The sequence below is a fragment of the Corynebacterium auriscanis genome (genome assembly GCF_030408435.1).
Lineage (GTDB): Bacteria > Actinomycetota > Actinomycetes > Mycobacteriales > Mycobacteriaceae > Corynebacterium > Corynebacterium auriscanis.
Window position 1 is genome coordinate 1206880 of the sequence record NZ_CP047046.1, and the last position, 21847, is coordinate 1228726.

Here is a 21847-nt window from a genome sequence, read left to right on the forward strand (position 1 = left end):
CTGCGTTGGCCCGGTTGGGCCGGGTTGGCTGCGTTGGATCGGCTGGGCCGGTTGGGCCGGGTTGGCTGCGTTGGAACTGGCTCACTCGCCCAGCCACCCTCGCCCAGCGCGGAGGCTAGGAACAAACCCGCGGATTGCTAAACGTTGAAGTACTTCGCCTCTGGGTGGTACAGCACAAAGGCGTCCGTGGATTGCTCCGGATGCAATTGCAGTTCCTCGGAGAGCACAACTCCCAGCTTGTCCGCTTCAAGCATATCCACCAGCGCCCTACGGTCCTCCATGTCCGGGCACGAACCGTAGCCGAAACTGAACCGCGCGCCACGGTACTGCAGATCGAAGAAGTCTTCCTTGTGTGGAGAATCCTGATCGCCGGCGGTGGAGCCATCCTCGAAGGTGAGCTCGCTGCGGATGCGCGAATGCCAGTATTCAGCCAACGCTTCGGTGAGCTGAACTCCCACACCGTGGACCTCTAGGTATTCCCGGTAGGCATCCTTAGCGAAAAGCTCATTGGCATAATCGGCGATCGGCTGGCCCATGGTTACCAGCTGGAACGGCATCACGTCCGTCCTGCCCAATTCGATGGCGCGCTCGCGCGAGCAGATGAAGTCCGCAATATTGAGGAAGCGGCCACGTTGCTGACGCGGGAACGTGAACGAGTGCACCGGTTCCGCCTGGGGATCAGCGGTGGCGGTGGGGCTTGGGGGCGTCGGCAAAATATGAACCGTATCGCCTTCGGAAACAGCCGGGAAGTAACCGTAAACAACCGCGGCGGCATCCAGCACACCGTTGGATTTCAGCTCATCGAGTAACGCGCGCAGGCGTGGGCGGCCCTCGGTTTCTACCAATTCCTCGTAAGTGAGGCCGCCTTCTCCGCGGGAGGGCATCAATCCCCACTGACCGCGGAACAGTGCGCGTTCATCGAGGTTCGGCAGGTAATCTGCCACGCTTATGCCCTTAACGATCCGTGGGCCCCAGAACGGCGGAGTAGCAAGTGGCACGTCAATGGCCACATCGGAGCGGGCGGGCACCTCAACAGGCTCGGCTTGTTCCTTGCGCTTCGCGGCAATGGCCTTAGAGCGTTCACGACGGGCGCGGCGCTTGGCACGCTTCTCCATGACATCGGCGGATTCTTCGGTGTGCTCGCCACGCAAACCGGCCATGATCCCATCCAGGACAGTCAACGCCTCAAACGCATCCTTGGAGTAGTACACATCGCCGTCGTAGACTTCCGTGAGGTCATCTTCCACATACGGCCGGGTCAGCGCTGCCCCGCCTAACATCACCGGATAGTGCGATTTGCCTAGCCGGTTGAGCTCCTCCAGGTTCTCTTTCATAACGACCGTTGATTTCACTAGCAGGCCGGACATGCCGATGACATCCGCATTGTTTTCCTCTGCTGCCTCCAAGATCGCGCTAATCGGTTGTTTAATTCCGATATTCACCACGTCGTAGCCGTTGTTAGACAGAATAATGTCCACCAGGTTTTTGCCGATATCGTGCACATCGCCCTTCACTGTGGCGATGACCATCTTGCCCTTGGATGTACCCTGGCCCGCTTCGCTTTCCATGTGAGGTTCCAGGTGAGCGACGGCCGCTTTCATCGTTTCTGCGGATTGCAGCACGAATGGCAATTGCATCTCGCCGGAACCGAACAGGTCACCCACGGTTTTCATGCCCGCCAAGAGGTCTTCGTTGATAATGGCAACCGGGTCCTTCGTCTGCATGGCCTCATCGAGGTCTTGTGCCAACCCATTTCGGTCACCGTCGATGATGCGTTGGGCAAGGCGCTCGAACAGCGGCAGCGCCGCCAGCGCCTCTGCACGTGCATCCTTGGCACTGGCTGCGCTTATACCCTCGAAAAGCTGCATGAATGTTTGCAGTGGATCGTAACTTTCGGTGCGCCGATCGTAAATCATGTCCAGCGCCACCGTGCGCTGTTCTTCATCAATGCGGTTCATCGGCAGGATTTTCGACGAGTGGGCTATGGCCGTATCCAAGCCAGCCTCGATGCACTCGTTGAGGAACACGGAGTTCAGCACTTGCCGCGCTGCGGGGTTGAGGCCGAACGAAATGTTGGATAGCCCCAAAGTGGTGTGCACTTCTGGGTGGCGCCGTTTCAACTCGCGGATTGCGTTAATGGTCTCTATACCGTCGCGGCGGGTTTCCTCCTGCCCGGTAGAGATCGGGAATGTCAAACAGTCGACGATGATGTTTTCCTTCGCCACATTCCATGTGCCCGTAATGTCAGCGATCAGGCGCTCGGCGATTTCCACTTTCTTTTCCGCAGTACGTGCCTGGCCCTCTTCATCAATCGTCAGCGCAACAACCGCCGCGCCGTGTTGCTGCACCAACCGCATGATGCGCTGGTAGCGCGAATCGGGCCCATCGCCATCTTCAAAGTTCACTGAGTTAACCGCGCTGCGGCCGCCCAGGTGCTCTAGGCCCACGCGGATCACATCGGGCTCGGTGGAGTCGATCATGATCGGCAACGTGGAGTTCGTGGCTAGTAACGCAGCTAGCGTTGCCATGTCCTGAGTTCCATCGCGCCCCACGTAGTCAATACACAAATCCACCATGTGGGCGCCATCGCGAACCTGATCCTTTGCGATTTCCAGGCACTTTTCCGTATCGCCGGCCAGCATGGCCTCCCGGAATGCCTTGGAGCCATTCGCATTGGTGCGCTCACCAATCATGGTGATCCCCGTCTCCTGAGTCAAAGGCACCGCTTGGTACAGCGAGGAGACGTTGTTATTGTGAACCACTTCCCTGTTGCCCTGTTTTACGGGCGCGGTAGCTCCCTCTTGCTGGCTGTCTTTCGGGGGGTGGTTGTTTTCTTTACCCGACGCCCCGCTGTCCACCACTGCTGTTCCCAGTACCGCTGTGCGTACCGCAGTGATGTGCTCCGGTGTGGTTCCGCAACACCCACCCACCATGCTGAGACCGTAGTTGGCGACGAAGCCGCGCAGGGCCTCCCCTAATTCTGGCGCCGTGAGTGGATACTCCGCACCATGTGCACCCAGCACCGGCAGGCCGGCGTTCGGCATGACGGATACGGGAAGGGTCGTGTTGTTCGAAAGGAAGCGCAGGTGCTCGCTCATCTCGTCGGGGCCGGTAGCGCAGTTCATGCCGATCATGTCAATGCCCAGGGGTTCCAGGGCGGTGAGAGCTGCGCCGATCTCACTGCCTAGCAACATGGTGCCCGTTGTTTCCACGGTGACGTGCACGATGATGGGCAGGCGGGTCCCCAGTTCCTCGAACGCCTGTTTTGTGCCCAGTACTGCGGCCTTGACCTGCAGGAGATCTTGACAGGTCTCGATCAGAATCGCATCACACCCACCGCGTACCAGGCCACGGGCGCTTTCCACGTAGGCATTGCGTAAGTCCACGTACGGTGCGTGGCCCAGCGAGGGCAGCTTGGTGCCTGGCCCCATCGATCCGGCTACGAAGCGCGGCATGCCGTCGTCGGGGCGTGGCCCCATTTCATCGGCTACTTCACGTGCGATTGCGGCGCCTCGGTAGGCTAGATCTTCGATGCGGTCGGCAATATCGTAGTCTGCGAGGTTTGGCAGGTTGCAGCCGAAGGTATTGGTTTCGACAATATCTGCCCCAGCTTCAAAGTATGCCCGGTGAATCGCTCGTAAAACGTCCGGGCGGGTTTCGTTGAGGATCTCGTTGCAACCCTCGAGGCCCAAAAAATCACGTTCAAGGTCTAGATCGACGGCTTGCAACTGCGTACCCATCGCACCGTCGCCGATGAGCACACGCTGGTGCAATGCGTGCAGCAGCGGATGGTCGAACGAGGGCTGTGCGGGAGCTTGAGAGGTTGTCGCTTCGGACGTGGCGGTGTGCGGCACTGCGGTGTGCGACGGGGCGGTGTCCGGCACTGTGGTGCGCGACGTGGCGGGCTGTGGTGTTGGGGCCTGATTCGAATCGTCGGTAGTCACGCAGTTAACCTTAGCCCACGGCTAGACCGCTTAGTTCACAATCCTCGCTGGGGTCTACGCCGTGGCCCTCGAGCGAGCGGCGGAGCTGTCATTAAGGGCGAAGCTGCCAGCAATTGAAAGCCAAAAGCGTAGCTTAGGTCTCGAGGACGTTATCCACGTGCCCGGAAAGGATAGTTGCACTAGCGGAAAGATCATTTGCGGCCGAGGCGAATACTTCCTTGAGGTCTCGTACTTCCTCTTCATCCAAGAGAGCGCCCTCCACCTTGTCCGACAGTTCCTTGAGCTGCACCAGCTTTGGGGTGATCACGCCCGCAATGGCCGCAGCCAACACAGTGGCGTGAGCGTGGTCTTTGTCCATTTCCGTAGAACTTGCGGCGGTGCCGTCAGCGGAAGAACTACCACCCGGTTCAGAGTCTTCAGCATTGAGAAGCGCGGCGTCGACCTGAGAATCTGCAGCTAATCGCGCCAGATCCGCAGGTTGCCGGGCGGCGACCCCAACAGCGGCGGCGAGAGCATCGCGAACGATCGAATCAGCCTGGTCTGCAACGCTTTCCGGGTAGGGGGCTTCCCAGAACTCCCGATCTTCCGGGCGAAGGTAACTGCCGGTGGCCATTGCACGAATGTTGTCAGTGAACTCAGCCAGTGCGGTGGCGGTGCGTTCGGTAAGCGGGGCTGGCGCAGAGGCGGTCATGGTGAGTCGATCCCTTCGTTGTTGGGCGAACTGCTAACGCTTCGTTCATGCTAACTGTTGTGGCGCACACGTGCAGGACGTTCCACGTCCGGAGCGGTTTTCACCGCGCCCACAAGACGGTAAGCGGTGCACGAACCGAGTGTGGCTAAGAGCACTCGTCGCTAGAGGTCAATCCCGAAAAGCGCATCCAACCCCCGCTTGATGAGCTCTGGGTCGCTCCCCGCGCGCACAGCCCCCGCTGGATCGGCTGTTGTGGCCATGGCCCACTGATCGACGGCTTCTAGTGCAGCTGGGGAATCTAGGTCGTCTGCAATCAGGCCACGAACCGTCTGGATTACTGGTGGCAGAGTGTCCTGATCGATGGTGGGCAGTTCGGCGTTATTCCGCTGCGCCTGCTGCAAGTTCGCAAATGCCTCGCGCCACGCCTGCAACCGGTTTTCGGCGGCGGCAAGAATGGCATCCGACCAATCCCGATCTGCCCTGTAGTGGCTGGCGTACACACCCAAACGGATCGCAGAGGGTTCGTGGCCCGCGGCGGTGAGTTTGGAGACGAAAACCAGGTTGCCCAGGGATTTGCTCATCTTCACCCCATCGAGCGCGATCATGCCAGCATGAACATAGTGATCGGCCATACGCTCGCAGCCATGGGCGGCTTCGGCATGCGCTGCAGAGAATTCGTGGTGTGGGAACCGCAAATCGTTGCCGCCACCTTGGATGGCAAAATGTGGCCCCAATCGATTGGTTGCGATGGCGGAGCACTCAATGTGCCAGCCTGGGCGGCCCGCGCCGAACGGAGCGTTCCACTGCGGTTCACCCTCGCGGTGCGCCCGCCACAACAGCGCATCGAGAGCGTGGCGCTTGCCCGGGCGGGCGGGATCGCCCCCGCGCTCGGCAAAAAGCTCGGCCATGGTGGGGTTATCGTAGCGGGATTCGTAGCCGAACTGCGGGGTGAATGTGTGGTCAGCGTAAATATCGGGGTACTCGTCGTCGGTGAGCTGGTAGGCAGCGCCTACGTCCAGCAACCGCGCGACCATGTCCACAACCTCGTCCACGCTTTCGATGGCACCGATGTAATCGCGCGGTGGGATGACCCGCAGCGCTTCCATATCCGAGCGGAACAGGCTAACTTGGCTGTCCCCCAGCTCACGCCAGTCCACACCGTCGCGTTCTGCGCGTTCGAATAGTGGGTCATCAACATCTGTGATGTTTTGCACATAGTGCACGCGGTGTCCCGCGGACACCAAGTAGCGGTTGATGAGGTCAAAGGTTAGATACGTGGCCGCATGCCCCAAATGCGTCGAATCATAAGGGGTGATTCCGCATACGTACATCCCGATCTCTTCCCCTGCGGAAGGGATGGAAACGGGCCGTATTTCGTCATCTGCGGTGTCGTACAGACGGAGAGCCGGGGCTTCGCCGGCAAGAACTGGAACATCTGGATTAGGCCACGACTGCATGTTGAAAGAGTCTACCTCTCACCACCTGAATGGCTCCCGTCGGTCACGACTGAACTGTAGACACCCAGCTCATGTGGTTGGGTGCCGAAATCGACAACTCCGCCGAGCTGGACCCAAAACCGGGCCCGGCCAAGTCCTAGCGATGCCGTTGCCCTGCGGTGGTTAGGTCGCAGCTAGTACACCCGTTGCCAGCAGGACCATCACCAGCACGCCCACTGGGATCCGCCACAGCGCAAACCAGCTAAACGAGTGGTGGGAAACAAACTTCAGCAACCACGCAATGGTGGCATAACCAACGACAAACGCAATGGCCGTACCCACTAGCAGCTGCATGCCGCTGGCCGCTTGCCCTGCTTCTGGATTGAACGCATCTGGGAGGGAGAACAAGCCGGAGGCCAACACGGCGGGGATCGCCAGCAGGAAAGAAAACCGGGTCGCGACTTCACGGTCAAGGTTCAGGAATAGGCCAGCCGAAATGGTGCCACCCGAACGGGATACGCCAGGAATGAGGGCCAAGCACTGCGCCAAGCCCATAATGATGGCATCCTTCATCGTCAACCGATCGAAGGAACGCTCGTGACGGCCCACCTTCTCGGCCAGGATGAACACGAAGGAAAACAGCACCAGCATCGCTGCTGTGATCCACAGATTGCGCAGGTTCTCGCGAATCAGGTCCTTGCCCAGGAAGCCCAAGGCCGCCACCGGAATGGTGCCCACAATCACCATCCAGCCCATGCGGTAATCGAAACCGCGTGCTTGCTTATTGAACAACCCTTTCAACCATGCAGTTGCGATAGTCCAAATATCCTTGGCGAAGTACACCAACACGGCGGCCTCGGTTCCCAGCTGGATCACCGCGGTAAAACTCGCCCCAGCATCCTCCCCCCACAGCAGCTGCGAAACGATGCGGAGGTGTCCCGAGGAGCTGACGGGAAGAAACTCTGTCAAACCCTGAACGAGCGCAAGGACGATTGTCTGCGCCCACGTGATATCCGATGTCATGGAGGAAAACTCTACCGCTGGGGATGGTCGGGTTCCCAGTTGCGAAACCCCCATTAGCCTACGAAATCTCTGTGAACCCTACTGGTAGCGTTAAGGACGTGATGAACCAGCCCAAGTTGTTCCGTTCCCAAGTTTCTTCTAGTCCGGTATCTCCTCGCCGCCGCGGGGCGCGTGCGGTCATGGTCAGTGTCGCGGCGCTGTCGCTTGTGGTCGCGGGATGTTCTACGAACTTCACGGGCAATAGCAGCTCCGGTAGCCAGCAGGCTGCAGATCAGCCCATCGCCGGCACTCCCGCTAAGCCCGTGGAGTCTCCGCTGGCTGGCTCGGATACCTCTGGGGAGGTGAAGTCGCTGCCATTTCCGGAAGGGACCTCTGTTCTCGACGCCGCCACGGTCGCCCCTCACACCCAAGGTAATCAGTCCACAAGTGCCATTTTGACGAAGGGCGCGGTCTACTTGGCGGCGTCGAATAAAATTGAACAAGCAAAAAAAGTCCAGGTGGACGATAGCTGCGACAACCTCAACGCCACGGCCAGCGGTGTGGCAGTGGGATGTGATGGCGAGTACCTAGAATTGGACGCAAACGGTGACGTTGTGCGCAAAATCCAGGCCGATGGGCGTGTAAAGTCCGCAACAACTACCGCCGAAGGGCGCAGCGTAATTGGTGTAGACGGGGAAGAAAAGATCGGATTCTACAACCAAGAGGGCAAGCGAACCAACGAGGCTGTGGTGAGCCGTAGCCTCGATATGGCGGTATTGGTGAATGGGTCAGATAGCGCGGGGCGGGTGGCAGTGATCGACCGGGGACAAACCACCATCAACGATGTAGATCCGGCGAAGGAAGAGTACAAAGCAACCTTGCGCATCGGCCAAGGAGTGGGGGAAGTTGCTACGGGTACTGGTAACGATGCAGTGGTGGTGGCTAGCGATAACCGCCAGGATCAGGTGATGGTGTACACGATGGATGACGTGGTTCGCCTGCATCAGACTGCGCCGACTAAGAAGTCCCCGTGGGGTGTGGCCTGGGATACCGCGCGAAAGGTAGCGCTGGTGAGCACGACCGCGGACAATGCTTTAACGGCGTACGACATCGCCTCCGGTACCCCGAAAGACGTTGGTACGTGGAAAACGATTGCGAATGTTCGCCATGTTTTAGTACAACATGACGGGTCGGTACTCCTGGTCGGCACGGACAATAAGGTGCAGGTCATTAGCGCTTCGGATGTAGATAAGACCGTGGAAGACGGTAGGGCCGGTGCGAATCCGAAGACGAAGTTCCCTGTTGAGCTCAAGGGCTCCGAGCAGAAGTAACGCCGGCGTGCCGTGGCACAGGGCGACCAAGGCCAACAAGCAGACCAGCGAGAAGAGGATTACTCCAGTGAACACTAACCAGCCAAGCCCATTTCGCGCAGTGCGGGGAGCCGTGTACCGCCAAGCAGTCAAGGCAATGTTCCGCATTCCGCCAGAGCGGATTCACGGCCAGATGACCATGGCGCTGGAGAAAGTGAGCAATTCCCCAGCTGCACTTCAAGCGCTGGAAAAGGCCTGGGTAGTTAACGATTCCCGGTTATCGCAGAACATCGCAGGAATAACTTTCCCTCGACCGTTGGGGTTGGCGGCTGGTTTCGATAAGGACGCACGCGAGGTTAACGTGTGGGGGGCTATTGGTTTTGGTGCCGCGGAGGTAGGAACCGTGACGCACCTAGCGCAACCTGGAAACCCCGTGCCACGGCTGTTCCGTTTGCCGGAAGATCGCGCATTACTCAACCGCATGGGTTTCAACAACGAGTCGGCCCGCGCCGCCGCGATGCGCTTGCAGAATCACCGATCTACGGTGCCGGTGGGTGTGAACTTGGGTAAATCGAAGATCACTGAGCCAGAGCAGGCAGATAACGATTACCGCCAATCCGCCCGTGTTGTGGATTCTGTGGCGGACTACTTGGTTATTAACGTTTCTAGCCCCAATACACCGGGACTGCGCGACCTCCAGGCGGTTGCATCTCTGCGCCCTATCATCGCTGCTGTGCAGTCGGAAAGCTCTCGCCCGCTTTTCGTGAAGATTGCGCCGGATTTGAGTGATGAAGACATTGATGCTGTGGTTGACTTGGCCATTGAAAGTGGCCTAACGGGTTTGATCGCCACTAATACGACGATCTCTCGCGAGGGGCTCAAGACTGACTCGAGTTACGTGCGTGCGCTGGGAGCGGGAGGAATCTCCGGAGCACCGGTCGCCGTGCGTTCGCTAGAGGTCCTGCGACGCATCCATGCCCGCGCGCAAGGCAAGCTAGTCCTAGTGAGCGTGGGTGGAATCGAAACCGCGCAGCAGGCTTGGGAACGCATCGGGGCGGGCGCTCACCTGCTGCAGGGCTACACGGCGCTGATTTATGGCGGACCAGACTGGATCCGCGACATCCACTTGGGCATTTCCCAGCAGCTGACCCAGCATGGACTTTCCAACCTCGCCGATGCTGTGGGCAAGGGATTGCCCTGGGTTGACTAGGTGGGGTTAGCTGGCGGGTTCAGCTAGGCTAGCTTAGTTTTCGGCCCAGCCCCAGTACAGGCCACGTGCGATGGCCTTGAAATTGAGATTGAAGCCTAAGATTGTGGCTGGCTGGCGATCGTCGATATCCAATTCTTCCCCAACCGCGTGAACTGCGAAAATGTAGCGGTGTGGGCCGTGGCCTTCTGGAGCTTGTGCGCCATAGTACCCCCACGAGCGACTGTCCCCTCGCAAGGCCGATGCGCCCTCGGGCAGCCCGGTGAGGTCTTCATCACCCGCGCCTAACTTTAGCTCCGTAACGTCTGCAGGGATGTTGAACACAGCCCAGTGCCAGTAGCCGCTAGCAGTGGGCGCATCGGGGTCGAAGCACGTCACGGCGTACGTTTTGGTGCCTTCCGGGCCTTTCTCCCATGACAGCTGCGGGGACACCGAGGTGGGCGCCTGTTGATCCTTCGGAAGCTCCGCGCCTTCCTCAAAAGTTTCACTTGTCACCTTCAACGGAGGCAGGTCCACCAACGGGGCATATGGGTCTGGTCCAGGGAAACGATCATCCACGTAGGTGGGCTGATGATATTTCTGTTCTGCAGTCATGTTGGCCATCGTAGAACACGCGACTCTATCCTCGCAGAAACAGCTTATAAGTACATAGGCGACGGTGATCCTGTCCTACCCCACCAGCCAGTTTGGATAAATGGAAGGGTTGGCATTAGAGTAGCGGGAGTTCAACCAGTGCAGCTGGTTGTCGCAATCCTTGTCCGGGTGGCGGAATGGCAGACGCGCTAGCTTGAGGTGCTAGTGTCCTATTAACGGACGTGGGGGTTCAAGTCCCCCTCCGGACACTATGTGAAGTCTCGAGACATCGTTCCTTGCGGAGGGTGTGTTGGGACTTTTTTGTTTCGTAGGTTTCGGTTGTTGCTCGGAGTTTCCATTGGTAGTTTTCGGGGTTTCTTCACATGGAGGTGGACGATTCTTTTCGACGCCCCGCGCCGCCTGACACGCGGGTTTCGCAAAATGTGGAGTGTGTGGAGCAGCTGGTCGCTGCTGAGCCGAGTTCTGACGGTGCTTCTGCCCCTCGCCCTTGTTGCCATTGTGTTATGCGTTCCCATCCCCGCTATCGAGGAGACGCGCGCGTGGGTGAGGTCCACCGGCGCGTGGGGGCCTCTGACGTATTTGGCGCTGATGACTGGCTTTACCCAGCTCCCGTTGCCAAGAACCGTGTGGACTATTACTGCAGGAGTTGTTTTCGGATCGGTACTTGGTAGCGTTTTGGCATTGCTTGGTCTAACGGCATCCGCCTTGATCTCCCTATGCCTCGTGCAGTGGCTCGGCAAGGGATTCATTGCGAAGTCGACAGCTGGGGACGGTCGCTTAGCGATGTTGCAGCGCGTGGTTGCCGAACGAGGCTGGGTGGCAGTGCTGGGAATGCGCATGGTTCCGGCCGTTCCGTTTTCCATTCTCAATTACGCCTGCGGGTTGTCCACTATGCGATTGGTACCATTCCTGCTGGCAACCTTCATCGGTTCTGCACCCAATACCATTGCCACGGTTGTGGCTAGTTCTGCACTAGCAACTGGCAAAAGCCCAGCGGTCTTGCTGGTCAGTCTGGTGGTTGTCCTGTTGGGGTTCGCCATCTCGGCACGTGAATTCGCACGTTGGCGGTCGTTGCTTAAAGGGGCGAAGGTGGCCGAACGGGAGCGCCGATGAGCGCCAGCGAAGGACGGGGTGTGCTCCGAAGGTTTACCTGTCGAGGTATTCCCGGGGCCTAGGTTCGGGTGCAGTAGATTAGAAACCATGTTCGCGATTCATGCTTCCTACCGTGGCAGAATGCGCCGTCGAGGCGCTTATGTGCGGGAGGTCGTCGAAGCATTCTCCCATTCTCCGGTGGTACGGGCAGTTGAGCACAGGAGTGTGGAGGACTTCGTCGTCATCACCGAAGGGCCCGATGAAACCGGTGGAGTGGTGTTAAGCCTCATCCAAGGCGGGGATTTCGCAATCGGAATTGGGACGGTGACGGGTGGCGCAGCGGCGTCAGAAGAAGATTCCGAAGAATTGGAACAACAGGTTGCCGCTACGGCTGGCCGAGCGGTGTCCAGGACGCAAAAGGCCACCACGGTGACGGTGCGCATTGAGCGTCCCGGACCGGGTGGCGTACTAGCCCCTGGGGCGGCAGCCATGATCGGCGAGGACATCGCAGCAGCGTTCACACTGCTTGCCTTCGTCCTATCGCGACGAACCGAAGAGGGCCGCGAGGCCACTGCCCTGCTTCGTGCGGGTCACCTACAAAGTGAGGCTGCCGCCATCGTTGGGATCAGTAAACAAGCTATGAGTCAACGTCTGGCAGCTGCGGGGTGGCAGGCCGAGCAGTCGGGGTGGAGTTTGGCTGTTCATATGCTTGCTCGGGTTGATGAGCTGAAGGAGTGACTTGCGAGCCGAACTGCTGTGACCCACTGAGGTCATCGATATCAACGGGCTTGTTGGCCTGCGCATTAGCGGCGGCTACGGCTTCCCGAATCTCCGGGGCCGATTCCGTAGAGAACCAATCATCGGTATTGTCACCCTGGGATTCTCGGCGAGCATCGTCGGTAACGGGAGTGGGTTCGTAACGGAACACACCGTCTTCGTCCTTATTCCCCAGTGCCTTGGCGAACTGCTCCAGCGAATCGCCGAATTGCATGGGCACCAGCCACGTCTTGTTGGCATCCCCCTTGGCCATTTCCGGCAGCTTCTCTAGATATTGGTACGCAAGGACTTCCGGAGTGACCTGGGCGGACTTGATGGCTGCGTTGACTTTCTGAATCGCGCGGGCTTCACCTTGCGCCTTGAGGTAGCGGGCAGCTCGGTCGCCTTCAGCGCGCAGAATCTTGGCCTGGCGTTCGGCTTCTGCCGCCAAGATGTTCGCATGCTTTTCACCTTCAGCGGCCAAGATACGTGCTTGTTTTTCACCCTCAGCGGTTTTCACGGAGGATTCACGGCGGCCTTCAGCCTGCAGAATCATGGCACGCTTCTCTCTGTCGGCTTTCATCTGCATTTCCATGGACTGCTGAATGGATGGTGGCGGATCGATCGCCTTGAGCTCAACGCGAGCGATGCGCAGCCCCCATCGATTGGTGGCTGCATCGAGCTCACCACGCAAACGACGGTTGATAACCTCACGAGACGTGAGTGTTTCTTCTAAAGTCATGCCACCCACAACGTCTCGCAACGTAGCGGTGGAAATCTGCTCTACACCGATGATGTAGTCGTTCACACCGTAGATCGCCATTGCGGCATCGTTGATCTGGAAGGTCACCACGGTGTCGATGGCGACCGTGAGGTTATCCTGCGTGATTACTGCTTGGGGTGGAAATGATACGACCTGTTCGCGGGTGTCAACGCGCGCGCGAATCTTGTCCACAAAGGGAACGAGAAACGTGAGACCGCCGCTGACGGTTCGTGTGTAGGTTCCCAGTCGCTCGATAATTGCCGCTTCGCCCTGCGGGATGAGGGCAATGGCCTTGACAACGAGGACCAAGACCAAGATCAATACAACTATAAGGAAGATTCCTGGTGCTGACATGTTTCCTAAGGGCCTTTCCAAACAACGGCGGTAGTGCCGTCGATTTTGAGAACGTCGACTTCTTCACCCTCCGCAAAGCTCTCCCCTGGATACGCGGCCTTTGCTGACCACAATTCCCCCTCGAGCCGGACCATTCCGCTCCCACTGGGATTGACGGGAAAAGCTTCTACCACCGTGGCCTTTTTGCCCTCAAGGCTGCGTTGGTCGAAGAGATTCGAATGTGGGTTCCGCATCATTCTCTTCCGCAATACTGGGCGGATGAGAAGAAGGGTGAGGAGAGACGTCATAGCGAAAACGATGACTTCCACCCACATCGGGATGCCTACGGTGGCTACACCCGCGGTGACTAATGCGGCGGTGGCAAGCATCAGCAACGAAAAATCCATCGTTGCGAATTCAGCCAATGCCAGTATGCCGGCGCCAATTAACCAAATGATGGGACCCATGCCCCCGATGATAGGGAACGTGAGCGGCATGCGTGCCTAGCTGGCGGAATTGCCCACCCCCTCACTGCGGGCGGCCGGGCCCCGGTTGACTCGCTGTCACGTTTCGGAAACTAGCCCCTGCCCCCCCCTGCGACACAGCGTCCAGCCCCCGCGCCCGCGACACAGTGTCCAGCCCCGCCCCCCCTGCGACACAGCGTCCAGCCCCCGCGACACAGCGTCCAGCCCCCGCGACACAACGCGGCAGCTATTCCCCCACAGTCACAAAGTCGATCAAGCGCTCAACGGCACCGATGAGGGTGTAATCCAGATCGCGGAACGACGATACCGAGGAATACACCTTCCGCCACCCATCGCGCGGATCGCCCCACCCCAGTTGTTGGCACACACCGGTCTTCCAGTCCTGGCCTCGTGGTACCCGCGGCCACGCGGTGATCCCCACACTGGCGGGTTTCACGGCTTCCCAAATATCGATGTACGGGTGGCCTGTGACCATAACGTGTGGGCCCAAGTCCTGCGTCAGACGCGCTTCCTTAGTCCCTTCGATAAGGTGGTCGGCGAGTACACCCACACGGCGATGCGCGCTGGGACCAAATTCCGCAAGACGTTCCGGCAGGTTGTCTAACCCCTCGAGGTATTCCACAACCACTCCTTCTACTCGAAGGTCGTGGCCCCACACGCGCTCCACAATGGCGGCATCGTGCACACCCTCGACCCAGATGCGGGATGGTGCAGCCACTTTGGCTTGTACGTTAGCGACTTTGCGGGAGCCAGAGTTAGATATCTGCTGTGTCGGAGGCAAGGTGGCTGGATCTACGTACCTATTGAGGGAAACCCGCTGCCCTTCCAGCAGGAAAGCCCCTTCGCGCAATTTGAACAGCCTGGATTTCCCGTAGCGATCCTCTAGCCGAATAAAATCCCCTTCGGCAGTCTTCTCGCCCCCCACCACGGCCCCCACATAATCGTCGCTGATGACCTCGATCACCATGCCGAGCTCAGGGGTAATTGTGGGATACTGCGGCGCCTTGGCTCGGGAGTGTCCTTTGAGGATGTCGCCACCGTAGGGATCTCGGTAATTGAAGCTCATGGAACCCCACTTTAAGCTAATAGAGATGAACAACTCGAACACGGCTCTGTTGCGCTCGCAACTGTGGTCCCCTGTGCAAAACACCGCGCTCTGGCTGGGCTGGTGGCTCCACGATGTGATCAGCACGGACGATGTCATCGACGCTTTCCAAGCCGTCCAGGGCAAGCACCACCGATTTGTTTTCGACGCCACCTTCTCCCCACCCACGGAAAACTCTAATCCCCGAGCTGACCGCTTCGGGTTGATTGAGCTGCTGCGCTACGCGCGGAGGGTCACGGAGGATGCGGGCGTGGAGCTTGAGGATCGCCCATTGGTCTCGCTGGTACTGGCGGGTCCGGGTGACGTGCCACCACTGCCTGCGAATACCACGGCGGCACGGGCAGTCGCGGAAGCCGGTGCCGGGATCGCCATCGCCGATGGCGATCCCGATGTCACGCACGTGGTTATCCCGCGCGTCATCGATAACAGTGTGATCGAGTGGACGTGGTACACCGCATTCGGGCCTACGCCGACACTGAGAACCTATGGCCCAGGAGAAGCGGATGCAGGGCTGCGTGAGGCGTCGGATAAGGCTGCCCGCCTCATTGAGATGAGTAACCATCACCAGCGGCGCGGAGGTGTCGCCGGCGACGGTAGAAGATTTGAGATGGCGCGGTTGGCCGTGGGGAGTTTGAGCGATGCTTTCGGGCTCCCTGGTTTGCCTGCGGGGGTCTCCCAACGAGCGGCTAGGTTGATGGCCCGTGCCGATGCTCTTGCCGCGATTATTGAGGTGACGCAGAGAAGCGAAATTGGAGCGAACCTAGATGCCGAACTGCTTCCCATTCTGAGGGCTGTTCGATTGGCTCGGATGGTCGCGGTTGATTACGCGATGAGGGAATTAGTGCGGTGAGGTTCACCGCGTTTTCGTGATTGTTAGGCTATGCGATGCACCCCACGAAAAAAACGAGGCCGGCTGAGCTCGTTTTTCAGTGAGCGCGAGGATGCCATGTCTTGGCTATCGGGGGATCACTCGATCATGCGGACGGCCATCGGCTCAATGCCTGCCCAGCGGACATCGGAAACCTTGACCACGTCACCGGACTGCGGGGCTTCCAACATTTTGTTGTCACCTAGGTACAGTGCGACGTGCTGCGAGCCGCCGGGGCCCCAGAACAGCATGTCACCGCGCTTGGCTTCAGAAACTGGGACCTGTCGACCGGAGGTGTACTGGTAGCCGGAGTAGTGCTCCAGATGAATGCCGACAGCTGCGAAGGCATACATCATCAAACCGGAGCAGTCGAAACCGACCTTGGCAAAGTCACCATAGCTATCGGCCACTCCTCCATCGCGGATACCCAGCGTAGGCCCGTGGTGGTTACCGCCACCCCACGCGTACGTCACACCCATCTGGCCCTCGGCGCGTTTAATAACGCGTTCGATCTTCTCTGCCGCGGTGCCCGAGGTATCGACGGAATCATCGGCATTCCCCGTTGTGCCACCAGGATTGAGGCCGGGAATGGTGCCATCCGTTACACCGGGAATCTCGGGGATTGTTGGGGTTTCGGGTTCTGCTGGTGTCCCCGGCGCCGTCGGTTGGGCGGAGCTCGGTGGGGACGCGGGGTCGGCAGGAACCGCTGGGTTGCTGTTGGAGTTCCCCGCCGATTGCGCCTGCTTGAGGTAGTCATCGTACGCAGTACCAGCGGAGTTCCGTCCGGCTTGCAGCGCCGCGTTGAGGGCAGCGTTTCTGTCCCCACTTTGAGCATATTGCTCGAAACCAGCCATGAAGGCGCTCTCGCCCGCCTTCAACAAACCGTTGATAGCTTGCTGGCGCTGAGTATCACCTTCGGAAGTCGCTGCGAAGTTATTAGGAATGCTAGGCAATTCCGGTATCGCGGATCCGGCCGGAGCGCCAGGTTGCTGGACCGCACTGCGTTCCTGCTGATTCGTAGCTGTAGTCTCTGTGGGCGCAGCAGAGGTGGATTCCGTCGCCGGTGTTGTCGCCGTGGTGGTCTCGTTGGTGTCAGCAGCTGTTTCGCTGGGCGCCGTTGTGGACACGTCCCCCGTTGCAGGTGGCGTTGGAGAATTGGTCGAGTCCATCGCATCAGTGTCACCGGCGTAACCCTCCACGCCGGCCGGGGCTTTAGGCTTGGAGGTATCGGTGGACTTTGATGCAGTGTTGTTCTTGGTGTTGTCAGCAGGCTTGCCTTTATCGGAGGCGGACTTCACGCCTTCGGCGGCTGCTTCTGCGACACGACGCTTTTCCCAACTGGAGGCACTCGGCTTTGTATTAGCTAAGGTCTCCACCGCAGAACGGGCCGCGCGCAGCTTCGCCTGAATCTGCTTCTGCTGCGCCAGCAGCTTGACCAAGACTTGTTGCTTTCCACGCAACTGCGACTGGGCGCGAACCATTGCGTCTGCAGCCGCCTTGTGTGCCTGTACGGCAGCGCTCAAAGCTTGGTCCGCGCGATTTCGGTTGGCGCGCAGGCCGGATTCGTGGTTTGCGTTCTGGGTACGTGCCAACTCAAGGCGATCAACTTCAGCACGCTGCTTCTTCGCCGCTAGACGGATGTAAGTAGAACGGTCAAGCGCGGCGGAGGCCGCGTCCTCGCCAGCAGCTAACGGGATAGGCGAGGCATCGCCGCCCTGGGTGTAGGCAGAACGCGCAATGTCGTCCAGCTTTCCCTGGGCGTGGCTTACATCTTTATCGGATGCCTTCAAGCGACCGCGGGCAGACGTTACCTCGTCTTGTGCCTTTTGAGCCTCGGATTGGGCACGTCCCAAATCCACGCGAGCCTTGTTAGCAGATTCTCTTAAGCCGCCCACTTCTAACTGAAGTGAGGACACTTCCTTCTCAGTCTGGGACGCCTTGCCAACGAGGTCGGCGAGGTAGCCCTCAACCGTGACGTCCTTCTCCGCCAGTGCGGGGTGAGCGGACGCCTGGAACGCCATCCCGGCAGAGACGGCACAGGCCAACAGGGCTCGACTCGACCGACCGATCGATGTGGCCGCGTGACGGCGACTCAAAGGACGGTGATTCATGCTTGGGTTCTCCTGAACTGCTAACAGGTCATTACAGCGCCAGTTTTGGTGGTGTGTCCCGGTCCGGCTGTTCGCACTTCCCCATGCGGACAGTCCCGCTCCCGATGTCGAGTTCTCTATTTCATGTGGGCCTACGAGCGTTCTGAATAGACAGAACGCGCCCAGGCACCCGCAGCGAGGAGCTGCTTGCAAGTAGAACTCTGACACATCCATGTGAGGCCTGAGTTCAAAATAAACTCTTGAGTCGATTTTGATATCAAGCCGTTACAAAGACTGACTCAAGGAACACTAGGAGACTTACAACCGCTTGGTGAAGTTTTGTCACACTCGTAACAAAGAAAACACCTTCCACGTTGGTCACGGTTTGTAACTTGACCTGCAAGGACATCACTAATATATCGATGTGTGATTTATGTCACATTTACAAAACATGCCGGCGCGTCGGTTGAAAAGGGGGAAACACGCTCTCAACCTTTAGAGTTTCACGTCAGGAGAGTCAAGCCTTGAGGCTTGATGGAATTTCGCCGTGACACATGTCCCTGACTTAGGCCCTATCGAGCGGTGCGCTTTCCCTAGCTGTGCTTCATACCGCGCTTCATGGTGAGTCGCGTTGCTGTAGCTGTAATAGCAATGCCTAAAATCACACTCGTCAAGCCCACAGCGTTGACGGCCATGTCGGGATCGCGATGCTCCCCAATCGCTGCCATATAAGATTGCAATCCCTCGGTTGTGGATCCCTTGTACATAAGGTGGGTGTTGGATTCTAAGTTGTAACGCGAAAAATTATCCGCTACCGTCGCGCCACCACCCGGTGACTTCACGATGACGGTGTTCGCGCCCAGCTCGTCCTTAATTCTCTGTGCGACATCGCGCATGCCCGTTGGGCTGAGGGCACGCCCTAGCAGCGCCACCTTAACCTCGCCGTATTTTTCTTTCGACGCCCCGCTCTGTACGTCCTTGATGATCCTCTGCATCTCGTTTTCACTGATTGAATTAGCCCGAGGGAAGTTCGGGTCGATGAAGATTTGGGCGTCGGATAAAGAGGCGACGACCGCATCAATGTTGACGAAAGAGGGAATCATGACATCGTTTCTAACACCCCCGCCCCTTTTGGGGTGGCTCTGACACGCAACCTGCCCAGGGATTCCCGAGCATTACGATCGTACTGTTAGAATCGAGACGACGTTGCGGGGAATTTGCTGTCACAATGGACTGTGAAGCTTCCGCGCCGCGTCTACGACGAATACTCGGCCCACGGGGCACACAAGGTGTGACGAGTGCCCTTTGCGGTAGCGACCAAAACGACTAGAGAAGAACTCAGGAGCTTATTGTGACTGAAAGCATCAACTCCTTCGGTGCTAAGAGCACCCTGGAAGTTGGCGACAAGAGCTATGACTACTACGCCCTGTCCGCCGTTCCAGGCATGGAAAAGCTGCCATACTCCCTGAAGGTTCTCGGCGAGAACCTTCTGCGAAACGAAGATGGCAAGAACATCACCCGCGAGCACATTGAAGCTATCGCTAACTGGGATGCCTCGGCTGACCCAAGCATTGAGATCCAGTTCACCCCTGCGCGTGTGATTATGCAGGACTTCACCGGTGTTGCCTGCATTGTTGACCTAGCTACCATTCGTGACGCGGTTGTTGCCTTGGGGGGCGACGCCGACCAGGTGAACCCGCTGAACCCAGCAGAAATGGTCATTGACCACTCCGTCATTATCGAGGCATTCGGTGATGACAGCGCGTTTGAGAAGAACGTAGAGATCGAGTACCAGCGCAACGAAGAGCGCTACAAGTTCCTGCGCTGGGGTACTGGGGCTTTCTCCAACTTCCGTGTAGTCCCTCCGGGAACCGGTATCGTTCACCAGGTCAACATCGAGTACCTGGCTCGTTCCGTCTTCGACAAGGACGGCTTGGCTTACCCAGACACTTGTGTTGGTACCGACTCTCACACCACCATGCAGAACGGCCTGGGCATCCTGGGCTGGGGTGTAGGCGGTATTGAGGCTGAGGCCGCTATGCTCGGCCAGCCAATTTCCATGCTGATCCCTCGTGTTGTCGGATTCAAGCTGAGCGGAGAGATCCCAGCTGGCGTTACCGCTACCGACGTAGTTCTGACCATCACCGACATGCTGCGTCAGCACGGTGTGGTCGGTAAGTTCGTTGAGTTCTACGGCAAGGGTGTTGGCGAACTGCCACTGGCTAACCGCGCCACCATCGGTAACATGTCCCCAGAATTCGGCTCCACCGCCGCTATCTTCCCGATCGACTCCGAGACCATCAAGTACCTGGAGCTGACCGGTCGTGATCAGGAGACTCTGGAGCGCGTAGAGGCCTACGCTAAGGCTCAAGGTATGTGGCTGGACCCAGAGGCGGACGTTGAGTACTCCGAGTACCTCGAGCTGGATCTTTCCACTGTTGTTCCTTCGATCGCTGGCCCGAAGCGTCCTCAAGACCGTATTGAACTCACTGATGCCAAGGCACAGTTCCGTAAGGACCTGCACAACTACATCAGCGCAGATGACCAGTCCACTGACAACTCCCCTGAGTTCGATGCCGAGGGTCCTGCTACTGAGACCACCTCTTCTCAGCCAGAGACTCCTGCTTCTGCTGCAGATGCGAAGGGCAATGTTCTTTCCGCTGCTGCTGGCGCACAGGGGCGCCCGTCCGTGCCAACTGCCGTTAACTACAACGATCAAGACGTTGAACTTGACCACGGTATGGTTGCTATCGCATCCATTACTTCTTGTACCAACACCTCTAACCCATCCGTCATGATTGGCGCTGGCCTGTTGGCGCGTAAGGCTAACGAGAAGGGTCTGAAGGCTGCTCCATGGGTCAAGACCTCCATGGCTCCAGGTTCTCAGGTTGTTAACGGTTACTACGAGAAGGCGGACCTGTGGAAGGATCTCGAGGCTCTCGGCTTCTACCTCGTGGGTTACGGCTGCACCACCTGTATCGGTAACTCCGGCCCACTGCCAGAGGAGATCTCCGAGGGAATCAACCGCACGGATCTGGCTGCTACCGCCGTTCTGTCCGGTAACCGTAACTTCGAAGGCCGCATTAACCCAGATGTCAAGATGAACTACCTGGCATCTCCAATCCTGGTTATTGCCTACGCCATTGCCGGCACCATGGACTTCGACTTCGAGACCCAGCCACTGGGTCAGGATCAAGACGGTAACGATGTCTTCCTGAAGGACATCTGGCCATCCACCCAGGAGATCGAGGAGACCATCGCCACCTCCATCTCCAAGGAGCTGTACGAGTCCGACTACGCCGACGTCTTCAAGGGCGACGAGCGCTGGCAGAACCTCGAGGTTCCAACCGGTAAGACCTTCGCTTGGGATGAGAAGTCCACCTACATTCGTCGTGCACCATACTTCGACGGCATGTCCAAGGAGCCACAGCCAGTTTCCGACGTCAAGGGCGCTCGCGTTCTGGCACTACTCGGCGACTCTGTGACCACCGACCACATCTCCCCTGCATCCACCATTAAGCCAGGTACTCCCGCTGCTCAGTACTTGGATGCCAATGGTGTTGAACGCAAGGACTACAACTCCTTGGGTGCCCGTCGTGGTAACCACGAGGTCATGGTTCGCGGTACCTTCGCTAATATCCGTCTGCAGAACCAACTGCTTGACGGTGTTTCCGGTGGTTACACTCGTGACTTCACCCAGGAGGGCGGGCCACAGGCCTACATCTACGACGCTGCGCAGAACTACAAGGAGCAGAACACTCCTCTGGTCGTTCTGGGCGGTAAGGAATACGGCACCGGTTCTTCCCGTGACTGGGCGGCTAAGGGCACCCTGCTGCTCGGTGTGAAAGCCGTAATTGCAGAGTCCTTCGAACGTATTCACCGCTCCAACCTGATCGGTATGGGTGTTGTTCCCCTGCAGTTCCCAGAAGGCGAGTCCTGGAAGTCCCTGGGTATTGACGGTACCGAGACCTTCGACATTGAGGGCATCGAGGAGCTTAACAACGGCGAGACCCCGAAGACCATCAAGGTCACCGCTACCAAGGAAAACGGCGAAAAGATCGAGTTCGACGCCGTGACCCGCATCGATACACCAGGTGAGGCGGATTACTACCGCAACGGTGGTATCTTGCAGTTCGTGCTGCGCAACATGATGGCCTCCAAGTAGGCGATC

General features: G+C 58.5%; 16 protein-coding genes and 1 tRNA gene. 7 read left to right on the top strand and 10 right to left on the bottom strand.

Going from position 1 to position 21847, the window contains the following annotated elements; all coding sequences use genetic code 11:
• Nucleotides 1-137: 137 nt before the first annotated feature.
• The 4 genes from metH to CAURIC_RS05050 form a co-directional block, all read right to left on the bottom strand.
• Entirely contained in the window at nucleotides 138-3785 is a 3648-nt protein-coding gene (metH, locus tag CAURIC_RS05035; RefSeq protein WP_070433633.1) for a methionine synthase, read from the bottom strand.
• Between the two features lie 292 nt (nucleotides 3786-4077).
• Complete coding sequence (locus CAURIC_RS05040; protein WP_052094615.1) at nucleotides 4078-4635, bottom strand: hypothetical protein; 558 nt, start codon at nucleotides 4633-4635, stop codon at nucleotides 4078-4080.
• Between the two features lie 161 nt (nucleotides 4636-4796).
• The gene (mshC, locus tag CAURIC_RS05045; protein WP_035112716.1) at nucleotides 4797-6092 is read right to left on the bottom strand and encodes a cysteine--1-D-myo-inosityl 2-amino-2-deoxy-alpha-D-glucopyranoside ligase; all 1296 of its coding nucleotides are present in this window, start codon (nucleotides 6090-6092) and stop codon (nucleotides 4797-4799) included.
• A gap of 162 nt (nucleotides 6093-6254) precedes the next feature.
• Nucleotides 6255-7094, bottom strand: a complete 840-nt coding sequence (locus CAURIC_RS05050; protein WP_035112715.1) for an undecaprenyl-diphosphate phosphatase — start codon at nucleotides 7092-7094, stop codon at nucleotides 6255-6257.
• A 98-nt stretch (nucleotides 7095-7192) separates the two neighbouring features.
• On the opposite strand from CAURIC_RS05050, the gene CAURIC_RS05055 reads away from it, so the two are divergent.
• Together CAURIC_RS05055 and CAURIC_RS05060 are read left to right on the top strand one after the other, a co-directional pair.
• The gene (locus CAURIC_RS05055) at nucleotides 7193-8404 is read left to right on the top strand and encodes a YncE family protein (RefSeq protein WP_290183395.1); all 1212 of its coding nucleotides are present in this window, start codon (nucleotides 7193-7195) and stop codon (nucleotides 8402-8404) included.
• 67 nt (nucleotides 8405-8471) lie between these two features.
• Entirely contained in the window at nucleotides 8472-9593 is a 1122-nt protein-coding gene (locus CAURIC_RS05060) for a quinone-dependent dihydroorotate dehydrogenase (protein ID WP_035112713.1), read from the top strand.
• Nucleotides 9594-9626: 33 nt separating this feature from the next.
• On the opposite strand, the gene CAURIC_RS05065 is transcribed toward CAURIC_RS05060, so the two are convergent.
• Complete coding sequence (locus tag CAURIC_RS05065) at nucleotides 9627-10193, bottom strand: YbhB/YbcL family Raf kinase inhibitor-like protein (RefSeq protein ID WP_172644017.1); 567 nt, start codon at nucleotides 10191-10193, stop codon at nucleotides 9627-9629.
• A gap of 153 nt (nucleotides 10194-10346) precedes the next feature.
• Here CAURIC_RS05065 and CAURIC_RS05070 point away from each other — a divergent pair.
• The 3 genes from CAURIC_RS05070 to CAURIC_RS05080 all read left to right on the top strand — a co-directional run bounded on the left by CAURIC_RS05070 (nucleotide 10347) and on the right by CAURIC_RS05080 (nucleotide 12014).
• A tRNA-Leu gene (locus CAURIC_RS05070) sits at nucleotides 10347-10432 on the top strand.
• 172 nt (nucleotides 10433-10604) lie between these two features.
• The gene (locus tag CAURIC_RS05075) at nucleotides 10605-11297 is read left to right on the top strand and encodes a TVP38/TMEM64 family protein (protein ID WP_070433616.1); all 693 of its coding nucleotides are present in this window, start codon (nucleotides 10605-10607) and stop codon (nucleotides 11295-11297) included.
• Nucleotides 11298-11384: 87 nt separating this feature from the next.
• Complete coding sequence (locus CAURIC_RS05080; RefSeq protein WP_083283859.1) at nucleotides 11385-12014, top strand: DNA-binding protein; 630 nt, start codon at nucleotides 11385-11387, stop codon at nucleotides 12012-12014.
• On the opposite strand, the gene CAURIC_RS05085 is transcribed toward CAURIC_RS05080, so the two are convergent.
• The 3 genes from CAURIC_RS05085 to CAURIC_RS05095 all read right to left on the bottom strand — a co-directional run bounded on the left by CAURIC_RS05085 (nucleotide 11914) and on the right by CAURIC_RS05095 (nucleotide 14679).
• Nucleotides 11914-13149, bottom strand: a complete 1236-nt coding sequence (locus tag CAURIC_RS05085) for an SPFH domain-containing protein (protein ID WP_035112712.1) — start codon at nucleotides 13147-13149, stop codon at nucleotides 11914-11916. The genes CAURIC_RS05080 and CAURIC_RS05085 overlap by 101 nt on opposite strands.
• Before the next feature lie 5 nt (nucleotides 13150-13154).
• Entirely contained in the window at nucleotides 13155-13595 is a 441-nt protein-coding gene (locus CAURIC_RS05090) for an NfeD family protein (RefSeq protein ID WP_070433635.1), read from the bottom strand.
• Nucleotides 13596-13839: 244 nt separating this feature from the next.
• A complete protein-coding gene (locus CAURIC_RS05095; RefSeq protein ID WP_035113184.1) occupies nucleotides 13840-14679 on the bottom strand; it encodes a DUF3097 domain-containing protein in 840 nt (279 codons plus the stop codon).
• A gap of 25 nt (nucleotides 14680-14704) precedes the next feature.
• Here CAURIC_RS05095 and CAURIC_RS05100 point away from each other — a divergent pair, with 25 nt between their 5' ends.
• Nucleotides 14705-15568: a hypothetical protein gene (locus CAURIC_RS05100; RefSeq protein ID WP_035113182.1), complete on the top strand. Its 864-nt coding sequence runs from the start codon at nucleotides 14705-14707 to the stop codon at nucleotides 15566-15568.
• A gap of 116 nt (nucleotides 15569-15684) precedes the next feature.
• Here the strand turns inward: CAURIC_RS05100 and CAURIC_RS05105 are convergent, their stop codons facing one another.
• Complete coding sequence (locus tag CAURIC_RS05105) at nucleotides 15685-17697, bottom strand: DIP1281 family NlpC/P60 protein (protein WP_290183396.1); 2013 nt, start codon at nucleotides 17695-17697, stop codon at nucleotides 15685-15687.
• A gap of 572 nt (nucleotides 17698-18269) precedes the next feature.
• Nucleotides 18270-18779, bottom strand: coding sequence for an Rv1476 family membrane protein (locus CAURIC_RS05110; RefSeq protein ID WP_035113181.1), 510 nt, complete (start codon nucleotides 18777-18779; stop codon nucleotides 18270-18272).
• Nucleotides 18780-19027: 248 nt separating this feature from the next.
• Here CAURIC_RS05110 and CAURIC_RS05115 point away from each other — a divergent pair, with 248 nt between their 5' ends.
• Nucleotides 19028-21841 (top strand): aconitate hydratase, encoded by a 2814-nt coding sequence (locus CAURIC_RS05115; RefSeq protein WP_035113180.1) that lies wholly within the window; start codon nucleotides 19028-19030, stop codon nucleotides 21839-21841.
• Nucleotides 21842-21847: the final 6 nt, after the last annotated feature.